Source organism: Enterobacter sp. BRE11, from assembly GCF_031844285.1.
Lineage (GTDB): Bacteria > Pseudomonadota > Gammaproteobacteria > Enterobacterales > Enterobacteriaceae > Pantoea.
Window position 1 is genome coordinate 33019 of sequence record NZ_JAUZUX010000004.1, and the last position, 16416, is coordinate 49434.

Genomic DNA, 16416 nt, shown 5'->3' on the forward strand with positions numbered 1-16416 from the left:
GGTCAGGCTCCCGCGCAAATGCGCACTGCGCTGTTGACGACGCTTGCGGCGTCGATGCCGTGACAGGCGCGCATGGAGGCGCGATCGCCCGCGATGGCGTACTGACCGTCCGGGATGCCCAGGCGCAGCAGCGGAATGGCGCAGCCCCCTTCCGCCAGCACTTCAGCCACCAGACTGCCGACGCCGCCGTTAACGTTGTGCTCTTCCACGCTGATAACGGCTGGATAGTGATTTAGCAGGTTGCGCAGCTGTTGGGTATCGCAGGGTCTGATGGATGGAACGCTGATCACACCCGCCGAGATCCCTTTCTCCGCCAGCTGCTCCGCCGCGTGAACGATCTCATGCACCGTCGAGCCCATCGCCACCAGCGCGATATCCTTGCCTTCGCGCAGCTGGTCGATTTTACCCGGTTCGAAGCGGTAATCCTCGCTGTGGAGCTGCGGCAGATCTTTGCCGTCCAGGCGGATATAGACCGGGCCAACGTGCTCAAGCGCATAGTCGATGATCTGGCGACACTCCAGCGGACAGGCGGGCGCGTAAATTTCGATGTTGCCGAAGCCGCGCATCACCGCGATATCGTCGATGCTGTGGTGGGTGCTGGCGAGCGGACCGTAGCTGGCGCCGGCATTAAGGCCGAAGAGCTTCACGTTGGTGTTGTTGTAGCATACGTCGACCTTGACCTGCTCGTTGGCGCGCGACACCAGGAACGGCGCGGCGTTGCAGGTCACGGCGATCTTACCGCCCAGCGCCAGCCCGGCGGCGGTGCCGACCAGCGTCTGCTCGGCGATGCCGACGTTCACTAGCCGGTCGGGAAAGGCTTTGATAAAGGGCGCAATTTTTGCGGTTGAGGTGGAGTCCGCCACCACCGGCACCAGATCCACGCCGCGATTCACCGCGTCGATAAAGGCGGTCACCATTACGCTGGCTAAATGTTGTGCGTTACTCATCTTTCAGTTCCTCCAGTGCCAGTTCGATCTCTTCGCCTTTTGGCACGCGGTGATGCCACTCCGCTTTACTCTGAATAAAAGAGACGCCATAGCCTTTTTCGGTATGCGCCACGATGACCTGCGGCTTGCCGTTCTGCGGCAGGCTTTCAAGGGTGTCGACCACCTGCGCCATATCGTTGCCGTTGCACTCCGTCACCTCCAGGCCGAAGGCGCGCCATTTTTCCGGCAGCGGGTCGGTGTTCATGATGTCGCGCGTCGCGCCCGCCAGCTGCAGCTTATTCTTGTCGTTGATAATGATCAGGTTGTCGAGGCCGTAGTGCGCAGCGACCAGCGCCGCCTCCCAGTTGCTGCCCTCCGCCAGCTCGCCGTCGCCGGTCACCACAAAGATGCGCCGCTTGCTGCCATCTTTTTTCGCCGCCAGCGCCAGCCCCACCGCGACCGGCAGGCCGTGGCCGAGCGCGCCGGTATTCAGCTCCACGCCTGGGGTTTTCTGCCGCACCGGATGGCCCGGCAGAGGCGAATCCGCATGCTGGTAGGTGGGCAGCCAGTCGACCGGAAAATAGCCCGCCTCCGCCAGCACGCAGTAGTAACCGCCGACCGCATGGCCTTTGGACTGGATATAGATGTCGCGCTGCGGATCCTCGGTGCGGTCCGGCGCGCAGTTGAGAATGCGGAAGTAGAGCGCGGTTAAAATATCCGCCTGGGACAGATCTGCGCCGGTATGGCCGCCGGCCGGGCTGCCTGCATTAAGCTGGATAATGCGGCGGCGCACGGCGCGCGCCTTACGCTGCAGTTCGTCGACCGGAAGTTTGAAAGGATTCATACATCACCTCTGAATTAAAAATCACACTCGAATATATATTCGTAAGGGGTAAAAAAAGGGGGTGCAGCAAAACCACCCGCCTGCACCGCCACCGATTAACTTTTTGCCTCTGCGCCCTCCTCGATCAGCGCCTTCTGCGCCACCACCGCCGCCTTCTGCTGCATGCGGTTTTGCATCTGGTCGATGATGACGGCGATGATAATCACGATGCCCTTGATCACCATCTGCCAGAATTCGCTGACCCCCATCATGATCAGGCCGTCGGCGAGAAAGCCGATAACAAAGGCGCCGACCAGGGTGCCGAGAATGGTGCCGCGTCCGCCTGCCAGCGACGTGCCGCCCAGCACTACCGCCGCAATGGCGTTCATCTCGAACGAGGTGCCGTTAGCCGGATGACTGGCGACCAGCTGCGACGACACCACGATGCCCGCTATCGCCGCGCAGAAGCCGGAGAGCGTGTAGACCCAGATTTTCACCTGCTTCACTTTGACGCCGGAGAGCTCCGCGGCGCGCTCGTTGTCGCCGATGGCGTAGACCTGGCGGCCGAACGGCAGGCGACGAGCGATATAGGCGATCGCCAGCGCCAGCACGATCATCATCCAGATGGCGTACGGCAGGCCGAGCAGCGATCCGGCGCCGATGCGGTCGAAGCCAGTGTTGCCGAGCAGCGGATTGCCCTGCAAGCCGGGGAAGGTTTCGCCGCCCGAGGTGAGCATCGCCGCGCCGCGCAGGATATACATGGTGCCGAGCGTGCAGATAAAGGGGGCGACGTTGTAGCGGGTGATGATCCAGCCGTTGGCCGCGCCAATCACGCCGCCCACCAGCAGCACCAGCGGCACAATTACCCAGACGCTGGGAAAGATGGCGATGCCGAACATCGGCAGCACGATCCCTTTGGTGATCAGCCAGCCGGCGATCATGCCGCACAGCCCCAGCGTCGCGCCGATCGAGAGGTCGATACCGGCGGTGATAATCACGAAGGTAATGCCCAGCGCCAGAAAGGCGTTGATGGCGATATGCTTCACCATAATCACCAGGCTGCCGAGCGCGAGAAAGTCCGGCACGGTGATGGCGAAGAAGCCGACAATCAAAAACAGCGCGATAAAGGTGCGCAGCTTCAGCAGCAGCAGGATAATGCTTTCGCGCGAGTTGAACGCCTTCGCCGGTTGCACTGCCATCGTCATAGCGTTATTGCCTTTCATGCTCAGAACCCCTGTGCGCTTGCTTTTACCAGCGCTGACTCTTCTGCGTCGCCGCGCAGAATATCAGCCGTAAGTTTGCCGCCCGACATCACCAGGATGCGGTCGGCCACCGCCATGATCTCTTTCAGATCGGAGGTGGAGAAGAGCACCGCAATGCCCTGCTCCGACAGCTGCACCATCATGCGGAACACTTCCCCCTTGGCGCCGACGTCGATGCCGCGGCTTGGTTCGTCCAGCAGCAGCAGGCGCGGGTTGGTCAGCAGCGAGCGGCCAATCACCACCTTCTGCTGATTGCCGCCGCTCAGGGCGCTGATCGCCACCTCCGGCGAGGAGATCTTGATCGCCAGATTACCGACGGTGCGCGTCACCGCTGCGCGCTCCTCCTGCTGCGCAATGGCGAAGCGGTGCGTCAGGCGGCGCCACAGGCTGGCGATGGTGAGGTTGCTCGCCACCGAGGAGCCCGGGAAAATGCCGGCGCGCTTGCGATCTTCCGGCACCAGGCTCATGCCCATACGAATGCGCTCGGCGGGCGGCAGCCGCGTCGGCACCGGCTTGCTGTCGAGCCAGATTTTGCCCAGGTAGTTGCGTTCGCTGCCGAGCAGGCACTCGAAGAGTTCGGTGCGCCCCGCGCCCATCAGCCCGTAGATGCCGACAATCTCCCCGGCGCGCACGTTAAAGGTGACGTCGTCCACCAGGGTGTTGCCGTTGGGGCTGACGCAGGTAATGTGCTCCGCCTCCAGCACCGCCGCGCCGAAGGTGCGTCCGTCCGGCAGAAAGTTGCTCATCGGCTCGCTGCCGAGCATTTCGCGCACGATCCAGGGCACATCGATATCGCTGACCTGCGCTTCCGCCTGAAAGCGGCCGTCGCGCAGAATGGTGATCACGTCGCCGATCGCCATCAGCTCTTCGAGGCGATGCGAGATATAGATCAGGGTGACGCCCTGTCGCGTCAGCTCGCGGATGACGCGGAACAGGATCTCCACTTCGGTTTTGCTGAGCGCCGAGGTGGGCTCGTCGAGGATCAGAATATCGGCGTCTTCCGCCAGCGCCTTGGCGATCTCCACCAGCTGCTGCTGCCCGACCTTGAGATTGCCGACCGGCTCTTTCGGCGAAATCGGCTGGTCAAGGCGCGCCATCAGCGCGGCGGCGCGGCGCTCCTGCTCCGCTTCGTTAATGGGGCGAATGCCGCGCTGCAGCTCGCGGCCAAGAAAAATGTTCTCCGCCACCGACAGGTTTTCAAACAGGTTCAGCTCCTGATGCACCATGCCGATACCGAGCTTTGCGGCGGCGCGCGTGCTGCTCAGCACCACCTTCTCGCCGTTGAGGAACAGCTCGCCGCTGGTGGGCTGCTGCACCCCGGCGAGGATTTTCATCAGGGTCGATTTGCCCGCGCCGTTTTCGCCGATAATCACGTTGACCTTGCCGCGCCAGACGCGGTAGTCGACGCGGTCCAGCGCCAGCGTGCCGGGAAAGAGCATGGTGATATTGCTGGCCTGCAGGATGATGTCGTCGCTCATGGCGCACCTCCCTGCTTCAGCGCTACCGCCATCACGTCGTTGACCACGCCGTGGCCCATCTCCACCGCCAGCAGCGCCTGCGCCGGTTTGCCGACCCAGCTGGCGTCGACCTTCGGCAGCTGCTGCACCGCGTGGCGGTTAAGCGCGCGCGTCAGCTGCGCGTACTGCACCTGATTGGTGAACTCCTCGAAGCGGAAACCCGCCGCATCGCGCAGCGCGTTGCTGCGGATCACCGGCCCGAGGCTCACTTTGACCGGCTTGCCGTTCAGGGTCAGCGTCAGGGTGCGCTCGCGGCTGTTGCTCTCGTCCACCGCCTCGACCATACCGCTGGCGCGCACAAAGACGCTTTCGCTGCCGCCCGCCTTCACCGTCTCGCTTTTGGTCTCCATATCGGCCCAGCTCATGGCGCGCTGCTGCGCGGCGTCGAGCACCCGGCTCTGCCAGCTCGACTCTGCGATCTGCTGCGGCGTCTGGCTGCTGTAGCTCGGTTTCGCATGGGGATCTTTCGGCATGATCGGATTGCCGCTGGCGTCGAGATCCACCACGGTACAGCCGCTTACTGCGAACGCCAGGGTGATGGCCAGAAGGGCCCCAGTCCGTTTCATGCCGCCTCCGGTCACTTCGCCAGGTTAAAGTTTTTCAGCTTCGACGCGTTGCTGTCGTCAATCAGCACGCAGTCCATCAGCTGCTTCTCTTCTTTCTGCGCTTTGCCGTTTTTCAGGTAGTAGTCCGCCTGCTCGACCGCCATCTGCGCCTGCGCCCAGCCCGGCTGCAGCACCGTCGCCTTGATGTTGCCTTTGTTAAGAATGGAGTCGCGGGTGTAGTCGCTGCCGTCAAAGCCCACCACGATAACGTTGGTTTTGCCCGCCGCCTTCAGCGCCGCCTCCGCGCCCAGCGCCATGGTGTCGTTGCCGGAGATTACGCCGACGATGTTGGGGTTCTTCTGCAGGATGGTCTCCATGCGGCTGAACGCCTCGGTCTGGCTCCAGTTGGCGCTCTGCTGCGCCACCATCTTCATGTCGGGGTAGTCATCCAGCACGTCGTGATAGCCCTGCGAACGGACGCCTGCGTTGGTGTCGGACTCTTTGCCCAGCAGCTCGACGTAGCTACCTTTGCCGTTCAGCAGTTTGGCGAACTTCTCTGCGCCGAGCTGCGCGCCCTGATAGTTGTTGGAGACGATCTGCGCCACGGCGATGCCGGTTTTATTGATTTCGCGGTCGATAAGAAAGGTGGGAATGCCGGCATCTTTGGCTTTCTGCACCGGGCCGACGGTGGCGTCCGCCCCGGCGTTATCGAGAATAATCGCTTTGGCTTTGCGCGCGATGGCGGTTTCGATCAGCTGGTTCTGTTTGTTCACGTCATCGTCGTGCGACGCCACCAGCGTGGCGTAGCCGAGCGCCTTAGCCTTTTCCAGCGCGCCGTCCGCTTCCGCCTTAAAGAAGGGGTTATCGTGCGACGGGGTGATGATCGCCAGCAGGCCTTTATCGGCGGCAAGCGCGGCGGTCGAGAGAGCCATCAGTGAAGCCAGTAGGGTAATTTTGACGAGAGGTACGTTCATCAGTTATTCTCCGCTTGAATAAATATTCAATTGCGATTTTATATGCAAGATGACTATGCACCTGCTTCAGGCGGGCGCGCAACCCCGATTGTTTAAAAAGCGAAAAGGATCACAAAATGTCCCGCGTTGTGATTTCCCCCATCCTGGTTAACAATACCAGGCCGACACAGAGAGGAAGGATGAATGGCGAAACAGGATGAGCAACGGCTGATGGTGAAGATTGCCACGCTTTACTACAGCGAAGGGATGAAACAGTCAGATATCGCGCAGATGCTGAAGTTATCGCAGTCGTTTGTCTCACGCATTCTCAACCGCAGCGTGAAAGAGGGCGTGGTGAAGATCAGCGTCGTGCCGCCCGCCAATATCTTTCCGGCGCTGGAGAAGGCGATCGAGCAGACCTATGGGCTGCCGCAGGCGATTGTGGTCGACGTGCCGGAAAACGCCTCCTCATCGCAGATCAAGCAGGCGATCGGCTCAGCGGCGGCGCACTATCTGGAGACGCGGCTGCGCGCCGACGAGCTGATCGGCATCTCCTCCTGGAGCGGCACCATCCGCGCCATGGTGGATGCGCTGCACCCCTTCAACGCCGCCTGCAAAGGGGTGATCCAGCTGCTGGGCGGCGTCGGCGCCAACGGCAACGTGCAGGCGACGATTCTGACGCAGAATCTCGCGGCGCTGCTGAACTGCCCTTCCTGGCTGCTGCCCTCGCAGTCGATCGAGCATTCGGTGCAGGATCGCCAGCGGCTGGCGGCCAACCCGGACGTTGCCGAGGTGCTGGAGAAGTTTGATCAGGTGGATCTGGCTATCGTCGGCATCGGCGATCTGGAGCCGTCGGCGCTGCTGCGCAACTCCGGCAACTATTATGACGAGGAGATGCTGCGCACCCTGGCGCAGCGCGGCGCGGTAGGCGATATCTGCCTGCACTACTTCGACGCGCAGGGCGAACCGGTGCTGAGCCCGGAGGAGGATCCGGTTATTGGCATGGAGCTGGCGCAGGTGCGCAACTGCCCGCAGGTGGTGGCGCTGGCGGGTGGCAAAGAGAAGGCGCACGCCATCCGCGGCGCGCTGCGCGGCGGCTACGTCAACGTGCTGATCGTCGATTACCCCACCGCGCGGCTGCTGGTGGAGTAGCCGTTAAATGGTGCGGTACGCCGTGGTGACCTTCCACAGGTAGCGCGGCGCCTGCGCGGCGGGATGCTTGTTCTGCACGTGCTGGTAGAACTCGTCCGGCGACATGGCGTTGATCATGGCGATAGCCCGGTCGCGGTCGCGGGAAAAGGTGCGCAGCAGCGCGCCCGCGCCGTTGGCGTAGGAGACGATGGTGGCGTAGCGCAGCGTCAGCGGGTCGCGAATGCCGGAGAGCGCCGACTCCTGCAAGATTTTGATATAGGCGGCGCCGATATCGATATTTTTCGCCGGATCGCGCAGTTCAGCGTTCGACGGCTGACCGCGACGCCCCTGCATGCGATAGACTTCCCTGCCCGCCGTGGCGGCTTTAATCTGCATCAGTCCCACCGCATTGGAGCGGCTGACGACGCCGGGATTACCGCCCGATTCGACAGTGATAATGGCGCTGAGCAGTTTCTCATCAACGCCATAATGACTGGCAGCATCTTCGGTGAACATCGCCCAGGTGGCGTTGATATTCGACGGCGGCGCCTGAGTAAGCGGCGTATTGCGTTGCTTAACGACCTGTTTTGAGGGTTCGCTGGCGCAGCCCGCCAGCAGCAGCACAGAAAGGGCAAGGTATCGAAATTTCACCAATTTTTTCATCCTGATGCAGTATGGTCGCAGGCTATCATACCTGGCGCGCGCCGCAGCAAAATTACCGTTTATCCTAATTGCGTAAAAAAGCGTGTCGCGCAGTGACTTCCGTCGCGCTTTTCGTCATTATCGGCCCGTTAATCGCCCGCTAACCGCAGGAATAGCCTTATGATTTCTCGTTCCGTTCATCTCATTTCGCCCTCCGGATATTGTCATAACCAGCCTGCCGCCTGGCGCGGCGTCGAACGACTGCGCGCGGCGGGCCATCAGGTCGATAATCTGGAAACCATCGGCCGCCGCTTTCAGCGTTTCGCCGGCACCGACGCCGAACGCCTCGCCGAATTCAACCGGCTGGCGCAGCTTGAGACGCTGCCCGATATCGTGCTGGCGGTGCGCGGCGGCTACGGCGCCAGCCGCCTGCTGGCGCAGATCGATTACGTCGGGCTGCAGCGCCGCCTGCTGAATCAGCCGCTGGCGCTGTGCGGCCACAGCGACTTCACCGCGCTGCAGCTCGCCCTGCTGGCGCAGACCGGCCTTATCAGCTTTAGCGCGCCGATGCTGGCCGGCAATTTCGGCGCGGAGGTTTTATCTGATTTTACCCTGACGCACTTCTGGCAGGCGCTGACTTCGCCTACAGTCACTGTTGGCTGGCGCAGCGAGACGCCGGACGCCGGCGAATGGCACGGCACGCTCTGGGGCGGCAATCTGGCGATGATCTGCTCGCTGATCGGCACCCCGTGGCTGCCGCAGTTCGACGACGGCATTCTGGTGATCGAGGATGTCAATGAGCATCCGTTCCGCATCGAGCGCATGCTGATCCAGCTGCAGCAGAGCGGCATTCTGGCGCGGCAGCGCGCTATCATCACCGGCAGCTTTACCAGCAGCGCGCTCAGCGATTACGACAATGGGTTTGACTTCGCCAGCGTCTGGCGCTATCTGCGCGACGTCACCGGCCTGCCGGTGATAAGCGACCTGGCCTTCGGCCACGATGCGGATACCGTCACGCTGCCGCTCGGCGCGCGCGCCCGTCTGCGCGTGGCGAACCATCAGGCCGAACTGCAGGCCACTGGCCATCCCGTATTACCCGAGCATTAAGCCGTTCTCAGGGAGATCGCCATTGAAGCCGCTGTACGACGATTTGTGGATCTCCACGCCGGAATTTCCGGCGGAAGATGCCGTTAATGATTTAATGATGCACGGCTTTATGCTGCGCCATCCGCGCGGCAACCTGCTGATTGGCCGCGTGGAGCACCCGCTCGATCACGAGGTGCTGGCCGACGAGGGCGGCGTGATCCGCCACTACCTGACCCACTGGCACGAAGCGGCACCCGGCGCCGTGGCGATCCAGCAGCGCTTTAACAGCGCGCTCTACTGCCACAGCCGCTCTCTCGGCCCCGTCAGCCGGGTAGTGGAGCCAGACGACACCTTTAGCCAGCAGGAGACGCACTTCGGCGATTTCCACCTGCTGCCGACGCCGGGCCACACGCCTGGCAGCAGCAGCTTTCTTTACCATTCACCGCCTGGCCGCAGCTATCTGTTTGTCGGCGACACCCTGACGCGCGATCACCATCGCTGGATCACGGTACTGGTGGCGGAGAGCAATCCGCACGAGCTCAGGCAGTCGCTGGAGTTTTACCGCACGCTGCGGCCCGACGTGGTGCTGATGAGCACCACGCGCGGCCATCTTTCCTGGGTCGAGGTCACGCTGCAAAGCTGGCTGGCGGCGATTGACGAGGCGGAGCAGCAGCCGCTGGATATGCGCCAGCAGCCGCCTTTATGACTACAGCTTCTTGCTGAGATAGTGGCGCTGATGGTGACGCGGATAGTTATCCAGGCTGAAACGCAGGCGGTAGCCTAATTTTTCATAGAACGGACGCGCCTGAAAGCTGGCGGTATCGACCTGCGCGTAGCGGCAGCCGCGTCGGCGTGCCTCCTCTTCCGCCGCCCTGATCAGCTGCGTGCCGACGCCCTGCCCGCGCAGCGCGTCGCTGACCCACAGCATATCGATACGCAGCCAGTTGCCGGTGGTCGAACCGGTCAGCCCCGCCCGTTTTTTGCCGTGCTCGTCGGTGACAAATACCCCGATGGCTTTGATCTCATCGATATTGATAAAGCGACTGTTGAAGGCGTTCAGGCCGAGGCGCACTTCATCCAGATCCTGATGCGTGACCGCATCGGTAACGTTCAGTTGCATAGACTCTCCGGCTAAAGCGGGTCAGGAGTGCGGGTGGGCGCGATCGTCGTAAGGCTCCAGCGACAGCTGATCGACATCGCGCGTTTCGCTGCGGCTACAGGGTAACAGCCGGTCGCTGTCGCGGTAAACGAAGAAGGTCTCCTCGCTCGCTTTATTGACAATCAGCTGGTCACCGTTGCGAAAGCGAGTGATGGCGACGCGGTCGCCGCCCTGTAGCCGGGTGTGCTGCTCGCCGGCGGCAATCTGAAAATGGTGCTGCGGCCAGGTCAAGGTGCTCAGCCCATAGGCAGCGCGTGAGATGGTCATGGTGGAACGGCCGGGACAGGTGATCTGAAACTGGGTTTCGCTCCAGGCGGGCGCAATGGCGCAGCTCAGCAGGCCGAGCGTGAACAGAGTGGCTTTCATTTTCGGGCTCCGTCGAAGTTATGCTCTGATTTGTTTAACAATTCTCAGAGTAACACATCAGACGGCGGGAAAAAGTGGAACGGCCCGCGCGGGGCGGGCCGAAGTGTGACAAAAGCTGTCGTTACTCCCCAACCTGCGACATATCTTTGATGCTGTCGCGATTAATTTGCTGCTCTTTGCCGTAGACATCTTTGTAGGTGATCATACCGGTGTCGTCATCCACCTTCGGCTTGCCCTGCGCTACAATGGTGCGGCCATCGTTGGTGTGCAGCACGTGGTCATTGGCGCAGCCGGCCAGCATCAGGCCCGCGCTCAGGATACCGATTGCTATAACTGTTTTTTTCATCTTTCCTCCTTCCTGGGTTCGCTTTAGGTTTAGCACAGCCTCGCCAAAGCGAAACCAGGATGAGGCCTAAAACGCATTGATTCCTAAAGGAGATTGTATGGACCGCCAGGATGCCCTGTTTCAGCGGCTGGCGCAGTCGCCGTTTCGGCGGCGCTTTCATCTGGGCGTGAAGGAGCGTGAATATTGTCTGGCGAAAGGGCCGGAGGTGATCGATCGGCATGCGGCTGATTTTGTCGCGCAGCGTCTGGCGCAGGCGGAGCCGAAGAATGACGGCAGGCAGACGCCGATGCGCGGCCATCCGGTGTTTATTGCCCAGCACGCTACGGCGACCTGCTGTCGCGGCTGCCTGGCGAAGTGGCACGGCATCGCGGCTCACCAGCCGCTGGACGACGCGCAGCAGGCGTGGATTGTCAGCGTGATCCACCGATGGCTGGTGAGTGAGATGAACCGCTAAACGCCCGGCGCCGCATCATGCAGCACCGGGCTGAAGATTATTCCGCCGCAACCTCGGCGGCGACCAGCATTAACGCCAGCGAGGCGTCCTCTTCGTCGTATCCCTGCATAACATCGCGGATGGCCGCCACGCAGGAGATCACCTGCTGCTTCTTTTCCGCTTCAAGCCTCTCGATCGCATGACGGATAATCATTAGACTGGCTTCTTCTTCTTTCATTCAGTTTCCCTTAAATCGCCCAACTGGTGCGCAAAGATGGCAAGAATACCTTTAATGTGCTACTCAAGTCACCCTCTGGCACGTTTAACGCTTAACTATTAATCGAACTACAAATGGGACGCCGCGCCAGACCTGCTATGATCACAATAGCCGCGACGCAACGCGTCAAAATCAGCGCCACGGGATAACCAGGGATTGAAGCAGGTACAGGATATGTTGCGACTCACCGTTTTCATTTTTATTACGCTGCTTGCCGGCTGCGCCTCCGGCCCGAAAGGGGTCGAGTGCGCTGGCGAAGTCACTACCCTCTACGGCCAGCCGATGGGGCAGACTCAGGCGACGATTTTCGACCTCGTCAGCGCCTTTACCGTCAGCCGCGATGGCGTTCAGGTGCAGAGTGGGACACTGCAGTCGCTGGATCGTTTCAAATATGTTCCCTCGGCTGTGACGGCCGAAGGCTACTACGCCCAGCGGCTGTCGGATAAGCAGTTCCGCCTGATCAATCCATACCAGGACACCATGATCACCTGGACGTGCCCTTAGGCGTGCGTCCGGCGGCGAGATCGTTTATTGTCGTGGCTCGTCAGGCTGCAGGCTCACCCTCCATGGAAAAGCGACTGGACAACAACGGCTACATCGATTTCCCCTTTCCCGCCACGCGTAACGAGGACGGCTCTCTCAACCCGTGCGGCATCGATCTGACACTGCAGACCGAGCGTATCGACGAGATTGCGGTGCTGACGCAGTCAACAAACCTGCGGCGTCTGCTGGAAGAGATTAATCTGCAGGATGGGCTGTTTATGACGCTGGCCTGTGACTGGCAGCAGCGCGCCGATGCGGTATGCGGCTTTATCGATTTCGCCTTTCGTCCCGATCTGCCGGTCGATCGGCAAGAGACGCTGACGCTCGACCAGGCGTTCGGACGCTACCTGCGCGAGCAGGCGACGCAGCACGATATGCAGCCAGACGTGTTGATCAACTACGCCCGCTGCGTGCTGGACTGGGGCTGGTCGCCGCTGCGCCAGCGCGCACGCGAGTATGAAAAGATCACGGTGATGTACTACTGCCAGCAGCGCGACGAGGCGGAGTGGTGCCTCGATCATCTGCGGCATTTTCTGGTGAGCTGGTACCCCGCCAGCCGGCCGGGGCTGCTGGCCCAGCAGGCGTAGCATTATCTCTGCCGCACCGCCTCCCAGCTTAAATCAAAACGCTTGAGGTATTTTCGCAAGCGATCCGCATCGTTGGGCTGCTTTTTTTGCTGGCGGGAGTGGGCGAAAAGCTCACGTCCGGCTTCCGAGAGCGAGGCTGAGCGTCGGCACACGGCGATGACCGTTTCCAGCTGCGCGCGATCGAACAGGTCGATAGCCTGCTCAACCGGCAGAGTGGCCTGCATCTGCTCAGCGGGCTGCCATGTGGTTTGCAGTCGGTTAATCTCCTCCTCCACCAGCGCTGCGGTGATGCGACCGTTTTCAGCGAGCGTGGCCATCCGCGCGACGCTCGCCCCCAGCTCACGAAAGTTGCCGGGCCAGGCGGCGGCCTCTGAGCTGGCGAAGCGCAGGTAGCGGGCGCGCGCCTCTTTGTCGAAGCGTATCTGGCTGCGATTGTCGCGAATAAAGCGCTGCAGTTCATAATCGACGTTAGGCTCAATATCCTCTCGCCGGTCAGCGAGGCCCGGCAGCCGGAATGTCCACATATTGATACGCGCGTAGAGATCTTCCCGGAAGCGCCCTTCCCTGACCCACTGACGCATATCCCGGTGGGTACCGGCAATCAGTTGAAAATCGCTGCTCACTTCGCGGTCTGCGCCAAAAGGAAAAAAGCATTTATCTTCAATCGCGCGCAGCAGCATGGCTTGTTCATCCAGCCCCAGCTCGGCAATTTCATCCAGAAACAGAATGCCGCCGTCAGCCTCGCGCAGCAGACCCGCGCGCGCTGCCAGCGCGCCGGTAAAGGCGCCTTTCACATGGCCAAACAGCGTAGACATGGCGTTATCCCCGCGCAGCGTCGCGCAGTTTACCGCCACAAACTTTCCCTGCACCTGATGCCGTGTCTGCCGCAGCTGGAAAATGCGCCCGGCCAGAAAGGATTTACCCGCGCCCGTTGGCCCGGTTAGCAGCACTGGGGCGCCCGATCGTTGCGCAACGCGTTCAATCTGTTCGATAAGCGCGTTAAAGGTGGGGTTTCGCGTTTCAATGCCCGATTTGAGAAACGAGACTGAGCTCTGCTGCTCGCGCTGAAAACGGCTGGTTAATGTCGCATAGCGGCTCAAATCGAGATCGATAACCGAATAGACGCCCTGCGGCGTGGCCTCTCCCTGCCGCCCCGGGCCGGTCTGTAACAGACTGGCTGGCAGGTAGTGTGCTTCAGTAAGCAAAAACCAGCAAATCTGCGCCACATGCGTTCCGGTGGTGATGTGCACCAGATACTCTTCGTTCTCGGTATCGAAAGCATAGCGGGTAGCGAAATCGAGAAACGCGCTGTACACCTCTTCAAAATCCCAGGGATCGTTAAGGCTCACCTCATGCAGAATCACCGTTGTGTGCGGCGAGACGGCGGCAATATCTTCTGTCAGCCGCTGCGCCAGGCTCAGGTCGCCCGGCTGATGCAGCAGTTCAAAACGGTCGACGGGCAGATCATCGTGCTGACATAACGCGACGCTAGGGCGCCACTTCGTCCAGCGATGTTGGCGCTTGCCGCGCCTGTCGAGCTGCGTGCCCAGAACGCCAATAACAACGCGCCTTTTCATACTTTATCCTGCTGTATAAATCCCTGTCCAGAAAGATAAGATTATCCGCCTCCACGCTGTCTGGCAAATCTTCCTTTTAAAATCATCTCTTTTAAATACAAGAGATTAGGTTTATTTCTTGCCAGCTGCGCACTCTGGCACGCTATTCGCTATCTATTACGTCGCGCCGATAGCAAATGATGAGAAAAATGATGAACATTCAGTTTGAACTGCTCCAGTCTGGCGCGGGCGCGCCGATAAAAATGTGGACACAAGGGGTCCCTGTCGACCCTGAAGCTAAACAGCAGCTGCTCAAGACGGCCAGCATGCCGTTTATTTTTAAACATATGGCCGTTATGCCTGATGTGCATCTGGGTAAAGGCTCTACGATTGGCAGCGTGATCCCGACGCTGGGCGCCATTATTCCAGCGGCGGTCGGCGTCGATATCGGCTGCGGCATGATTGCGGTGCGCACCTCCCTGGTCGCCGCCGATTTGCCTGACAGCCTGCTGGGCCTGCGCAGCGCCATTGAGCAAGCCGTGCCACACGGGCGCAGCAGTAGCCGCAGCAAACGGGATAAAGGCGCATGGCACCAGACGCCGTCTGACGTCGATGCGCACTGGTCGCGACTGGCCGGACGGTTTACGCGCCTGACGGAGCGCTATCCGCAGCTGCTGAAAACCAATCATCACCAGCATCTGGGAACGCTCGGCACAGGCAACCACTTTATCGAGATCTGCCTCGACCAGGCCGATCGCGTCTGGGTCATGCTGCACAGTGGCTCGCGTGGCGTGGGCAACGCGATCGGCACCCTGTTTATTGCGCTGGCGCAGAAAGATATGCAGCAGCATATTGCCCACCTTCCCGACCGCAATCTCGCCTATTTCCGGGAAGGCAGCCGTCATTATGACGACTATCTGGAGGCGGTAGGCTGGGCGCAGGATTATGCGCACCACAACCGCGAGGTCATGATGAATCGGGTGCTGGCAGCGCTGTCCGCCACCATTACTAAACCTTTCGCCACCCATCAAGAGGCGGTGAACTGCCATCACAACTATGTGCAGAAAGAGAAGCATTTCAATCAGCAGGTACTGATTACGCGCAAGGGCGCGGTGTCGGCGCAAAGGGGCGAGATGGGCATCATTCCCGGCTCAATGGGTGCCAAAAGCTTTATCGTGCGCGGCCTGGGCAATGAAGAGAGCTTCTGCTCGTGCAGCCACGGTGCGGGGCGCACCATGAGCCGCACCGCCGCTAAAAATCGTTTCACTCTCGACGATCAGATCCGCGCCACGGCCCACGTTGAATGCCGCAAAGATCGTGACGTCATAGATGAAATCCCTATGGCTTACAAAGACATTGATGCCGTGATGGCGGCGCAGTCCTCGCTGGTGGAAATCGTTCACACGCTGCGCCAGGTGGTCTGCGTAAAAGGATAAAAGGAAAAGAAGGATGAAAATAGAAACGGGATTACACGGCGTTGACGAACCGATGCGCGCCCGCGTTCGCGCTGTTCTGGCGCAAACGGAAGCTGAGCACGATATCCGGATAGTATTCGCCTGCGAATCAGGCAGCCGGGGCTGGGGCTTCGCCTCCCCGGACAGCGATTATGATGTCCGTTTTCTCTACGTGCACAAACCTGAATGGTACCTGCGCGTTGAGTCGCCGCGCGACGTTATTGAAAAGCCCATCGATGCCGAACTTGATCTCTGCGGCTGGGAGTGGCGAAAGGCGCTGGGTCTTTTAAAGCGCGCCAACCCGACGCTGATCGACTGGCTCGATTCGCCCGTTATCTATCGGCAGGACGAGGCGGTTATGACTGGCTTGCGGGCGCTCGGCGAGCGTTTCTTTTCGCCCGAGCGGGCGCGCTGGCACTACCGCTCAATGGCCCACAAGAACTTCCATCACTATTTGCAGAGCGATACCGTCAGGCTGAAAAAGTACTTTTATGTGCTGCGTCCGCTGCTGGCGGTACGATGGATAGAAGCGGGCAAAGGCGCACCGCCTATGCGCTTCGATCGGTTATTAGCGGGCACCGTGCAGGCGGGACCGTTACTTGAGGAGATCGCGGCACTGCTTAGCGCCAAACAGCGCGCCGGCGAGGCGCAGTTTGGGCCGCGCCGCCCCGTGCTGCACGCCTTTATCGAGCATGAGCTGGCGCGTGATGAAACCACGCTCGCGCCGCCGCCTCACCAGCGCGATGATGCGTTACTGGATGCACTGCTGTTTAACACCGTCATGGGCAAGATGACTTAAAAGGGAATGCA

At 60.8% G+C, this 16416-nt stretch carries 20 protein-coding genes; 8 read left to right on the forward strand and 12 right to left on the reverse strand.

What is annotated here, in order from left to right:
* Positions 1-2: 2 nt before the first annotated feature.
* From Q9R34_RS05330 to Q9R34_RS05355, 6 genes are all read right to left on the reverse strand, one after another.
* Complete coding sequence (locus Q9R34_RS05330; protein ID WP_485892670.1) at positions 3-947, reverse strand: transketolase family protein; 945 nt, start codon at positions 945-947, stop codon at positions 3-5.
* Complete coding sequence (locus tag Q9R34_RS05335; RefSeq protein ID WP_485892671.1) at positions 940-1770, reverse strand: transketolase; 831 nt, start codon at positions 1768-1770, stop codon at positions 940-942. Before Q9R34_RS05335 ends, Q9R34_RS05330 begins: the two co-directional genes overlap by 8 nt.
* A 95-nt stretch (positions 1771-1865) precedes the next feature.
* Positions 1866-2972: an ABC transporter permease gene (locus tag Q9R34_RS05340; protein ID WP_485892673.1), complete on the reverse strand. Its 1107-nt coding sequence runs from the start codon at positions 2970-2972 to the stop codon at positions 1866-1868.
* 2 nt (positions 2973-2974) lie between these two features.
* The gene (locus Q9R34_RS05345; protein WP_485892674.1) at positions 2975-4489 is read right to left on the reverse strand and encodes a sugar ABC transporter ATP-binding protein; all 1515 of its coding nucleotides are present in this window, start codon (positions 4487-4489) and stop codon (positions 2975-2977) included.
* Positions 4486-5094, reverse strand: a complete 609-nt coding sequence (locus tag Q9R34_RS05350) for a DUF2291 family protein (protein ID WP_434125393.1) — start codon at positions 5092-5094, stop codon at positions 4486-4488. Before Q9R34_RS05350 ends, Q9R34_RS05345 begins: the two co-directional genes overlap by 4 nt.
* Positions 5095-5105: 11 nt before the next feature.
* Complete coding sequence (locus Q9R34_RS05355; RefSeq protein ID WP_434125392.1) at positions 5106-6047, reverse strand: D-ribose ABC transporter substrate-binding protein; 942 nt, start codon at positions 6045-6047, stop codon at positions 5106-5108.
* A gap of 183 nt (positions 6048-6230) precedes the next feature.
* On the opposite strand from Q9R34_RS05355, the gene Q9R34_RS05360 reads away from it, so the two are divergent.
* Positions 6231-7178, forward strand: coding sequence for a sugar-binding transcriptional regulator (locus tag Q9R34_RS05360; RefSeq protein WP_434125391.1), 948 nt, complete (start codon positions 6231-6233; stop codon positions 7176-7178).
* Between the two features lie 3 nt (positions 7179-7181).
* On the opposite strand, the gene emtA is transcribed toward Q9R34_RS05360, so the two are convergent.
* Positions 7182-7820: a membrane-bound lytic murein transglycosylase EmtA gene (emtA, locus tag Q9R34_RS05365; protein WP_434125390.1), complete on the reverse strand. Its 639-nt coding sequence runs from the start codon at positions 7818-7820 to the stop codon at positions 7182-7184.
* Positions 7821-7979: 159 nt separating this feature from the next.
* Between emtA and ldcA the strand changes: the two genes are divergently transcribed.
* A complete protein-coding gene (gene ldcA / locus Q9R34_RS05370; protein WP_485892675.1) occupies positions 7980-8906 on the forward strand; it encodes a muramoyltetrapeptide carboxypeptidase in 927 nt (308 codons plus the stop codon).
* Positions 8907-8928: 22 nt separating this feature from the next.
* A complete protein-coding gene (locus Q9R34_RS05375) occupies positions 8929-9591 on the forward strand; it encodes an MBL fold metallo-hydrolase (RefSeq protein ID WP_485892676.1) in 663 nt (220 codons plus the stop codon).
* Here Q9R34_RS05375 and Q9R34_RS05380 read toward each other — a convergent pair whose 3' ends face one another.
* The 3 genes from Q9R34_RS05380 to Q9R34_RS05390 form a co-directional block, all read right to left on the reverse strand.
* Complete coding sequence (locus tag Q9R34_RS05380) at positions 9592-10005, reverse strand: GNAT family N-acetyltransferase (protein WP_485892677.1); 414 nt, start codon at positions 10003-10005, stop codon at positions 9592-9594.
* Positions 10006-10026: 21 nt separating this feature from the next.
* Positions 10027-10410 (reverse strand): hypothetical protein, encoded by a 384-nt coding sequence (locus Q9R34_RS05385; RefSeq protein ID WP_434125386.1) that lies wholly within the window; start codon positions 10408-10410, stop codon positions 10027-10029.
* Positions 10411-10531: 121 nt separating this feature from the next.
* Positions 10532-10756, reverse strand: a complete 225-nt coding sequence (locus Q9R34_RS05390) for a YgdI/YgdR family lipoprotein (RefSeq protein ID WP_434125384.1) — start codon at positions 10754-10756, stop codon at positions 10532-10534.
* A 97-nt stretch (positions 10757-10853) separates the two neighbouring features.
* Between Q9R34_RS05390 and Q9R34_RS05395 the strand changes: the two genes are divergently transcribed.
* Positions 10854-11210 carry a DUF4186 domain-containing protein gene (locus tag Q9R34_RS05395; RefSeq protein WP_434125383.1) on the forward strand — a complete coding sequence of 119 codons (357 nt, stop codon included), beginning with the start codon at positions 10854-10856 and terminating at the stop codon, positions 11208-11210.
* Positions 11211-11247: 37 nt separating this feature from the next.
* Here the strand turns inward: Q9R34_RS05395 and Q9R34_RS05400 are convergent, their stop codons facing one another.
* On the reverse strand, positions 11248-11427 hold the full coding sequence (locus tag Q9R34_RS05400) for a hypothetical protein (protein ID WP_033747773.1): 180 nt from the start codon (positions 11425-11427) through the stop codon (positions 11248-11250).
* Between the two features lie 213 nt (positions 11428-11640).
* Between Q9R34_RS05400 and Q9R34_RS05405 the strand changes: the two genes are divergently transcribed.
* Together Q9R34_RS05405 and Q9R34_RS05410 are read left to right on the forward strand one after the other, a co-directional pair.
* Positions 11641-11970, forward strand: coding sequence for a hypothetical protein (locus Q9R34_RS05405; protein ID WP_485892679.1), 330 nt, complete (start codon positions 11641-11643; stop codon positions 11968-11970).
* Positions 11971-12032: 62 nt separating this feature from the next.
* On the forward strand, positions 12033-12596 hold the full coding sequence (locus tag Q9R34_RS05410) for a hypothetical protein (RefSeq protein WP_485892681.1): 564 nt from the start codon (positions 12033-12035) through the stop codon (positions 12594-12596).
* Positions 12597-12598: 2 nt separating this feature from the next.
* Here Q9R34_RS05410 and rtcR read toward each other — a convergent pair whose 3' ends face one another.
* The gene (gene rtcR / locus Q9R34_RS05415; protein ID WP_485892683.1) at positions 12599-14173 is read right to left on the reverse strand and encodes an RNA repair transcriptional activator RtcR; all 1575 of its coding nucleotides are present in this window, start codon (positions 14171-14173) and stop codon (positions 12599-12601) included.
* A gap of 191 nt (positions 14174-14364) precedes the next feature.
* Here rtcR and Q9R34_RS05420 point away from each other — a divergent pair, with 191 nt between their 5' ends.
* Together Q9R34_RS05420 and Q9R34_RS05425 are read left to right on the forward strand one after the other, a co-directional pair.
* Positions 14365-15588 carry an RtcB family protein gene (locus tag Q9R34_RS05420; RefSeq protein WP_485892684.1) on the forward strand — a complete coding sequence of 408 codons (1224 nt, stop codon included), beginning with the start codon at positions 14365-14367 and terminating at the stop codon, positions 15586-15588.
* A gap of 13 nt (positions 15589-15601) precedes the next feature.
* The gene (locus Q9R34_RS05425; protein WP_434125375.1) at positions 15602-16405 is read left to right on the forward strand and encodes a nucleotidyltransferase domain-containing protein; all 804 of its coding nucleotides are present in this window, start codon (positions 15602-15604) and stop codon (positions 16403-16405) included.
* The last annotated feature ends 11 nt before the right edge of the window (positions 16406-16416 follow it).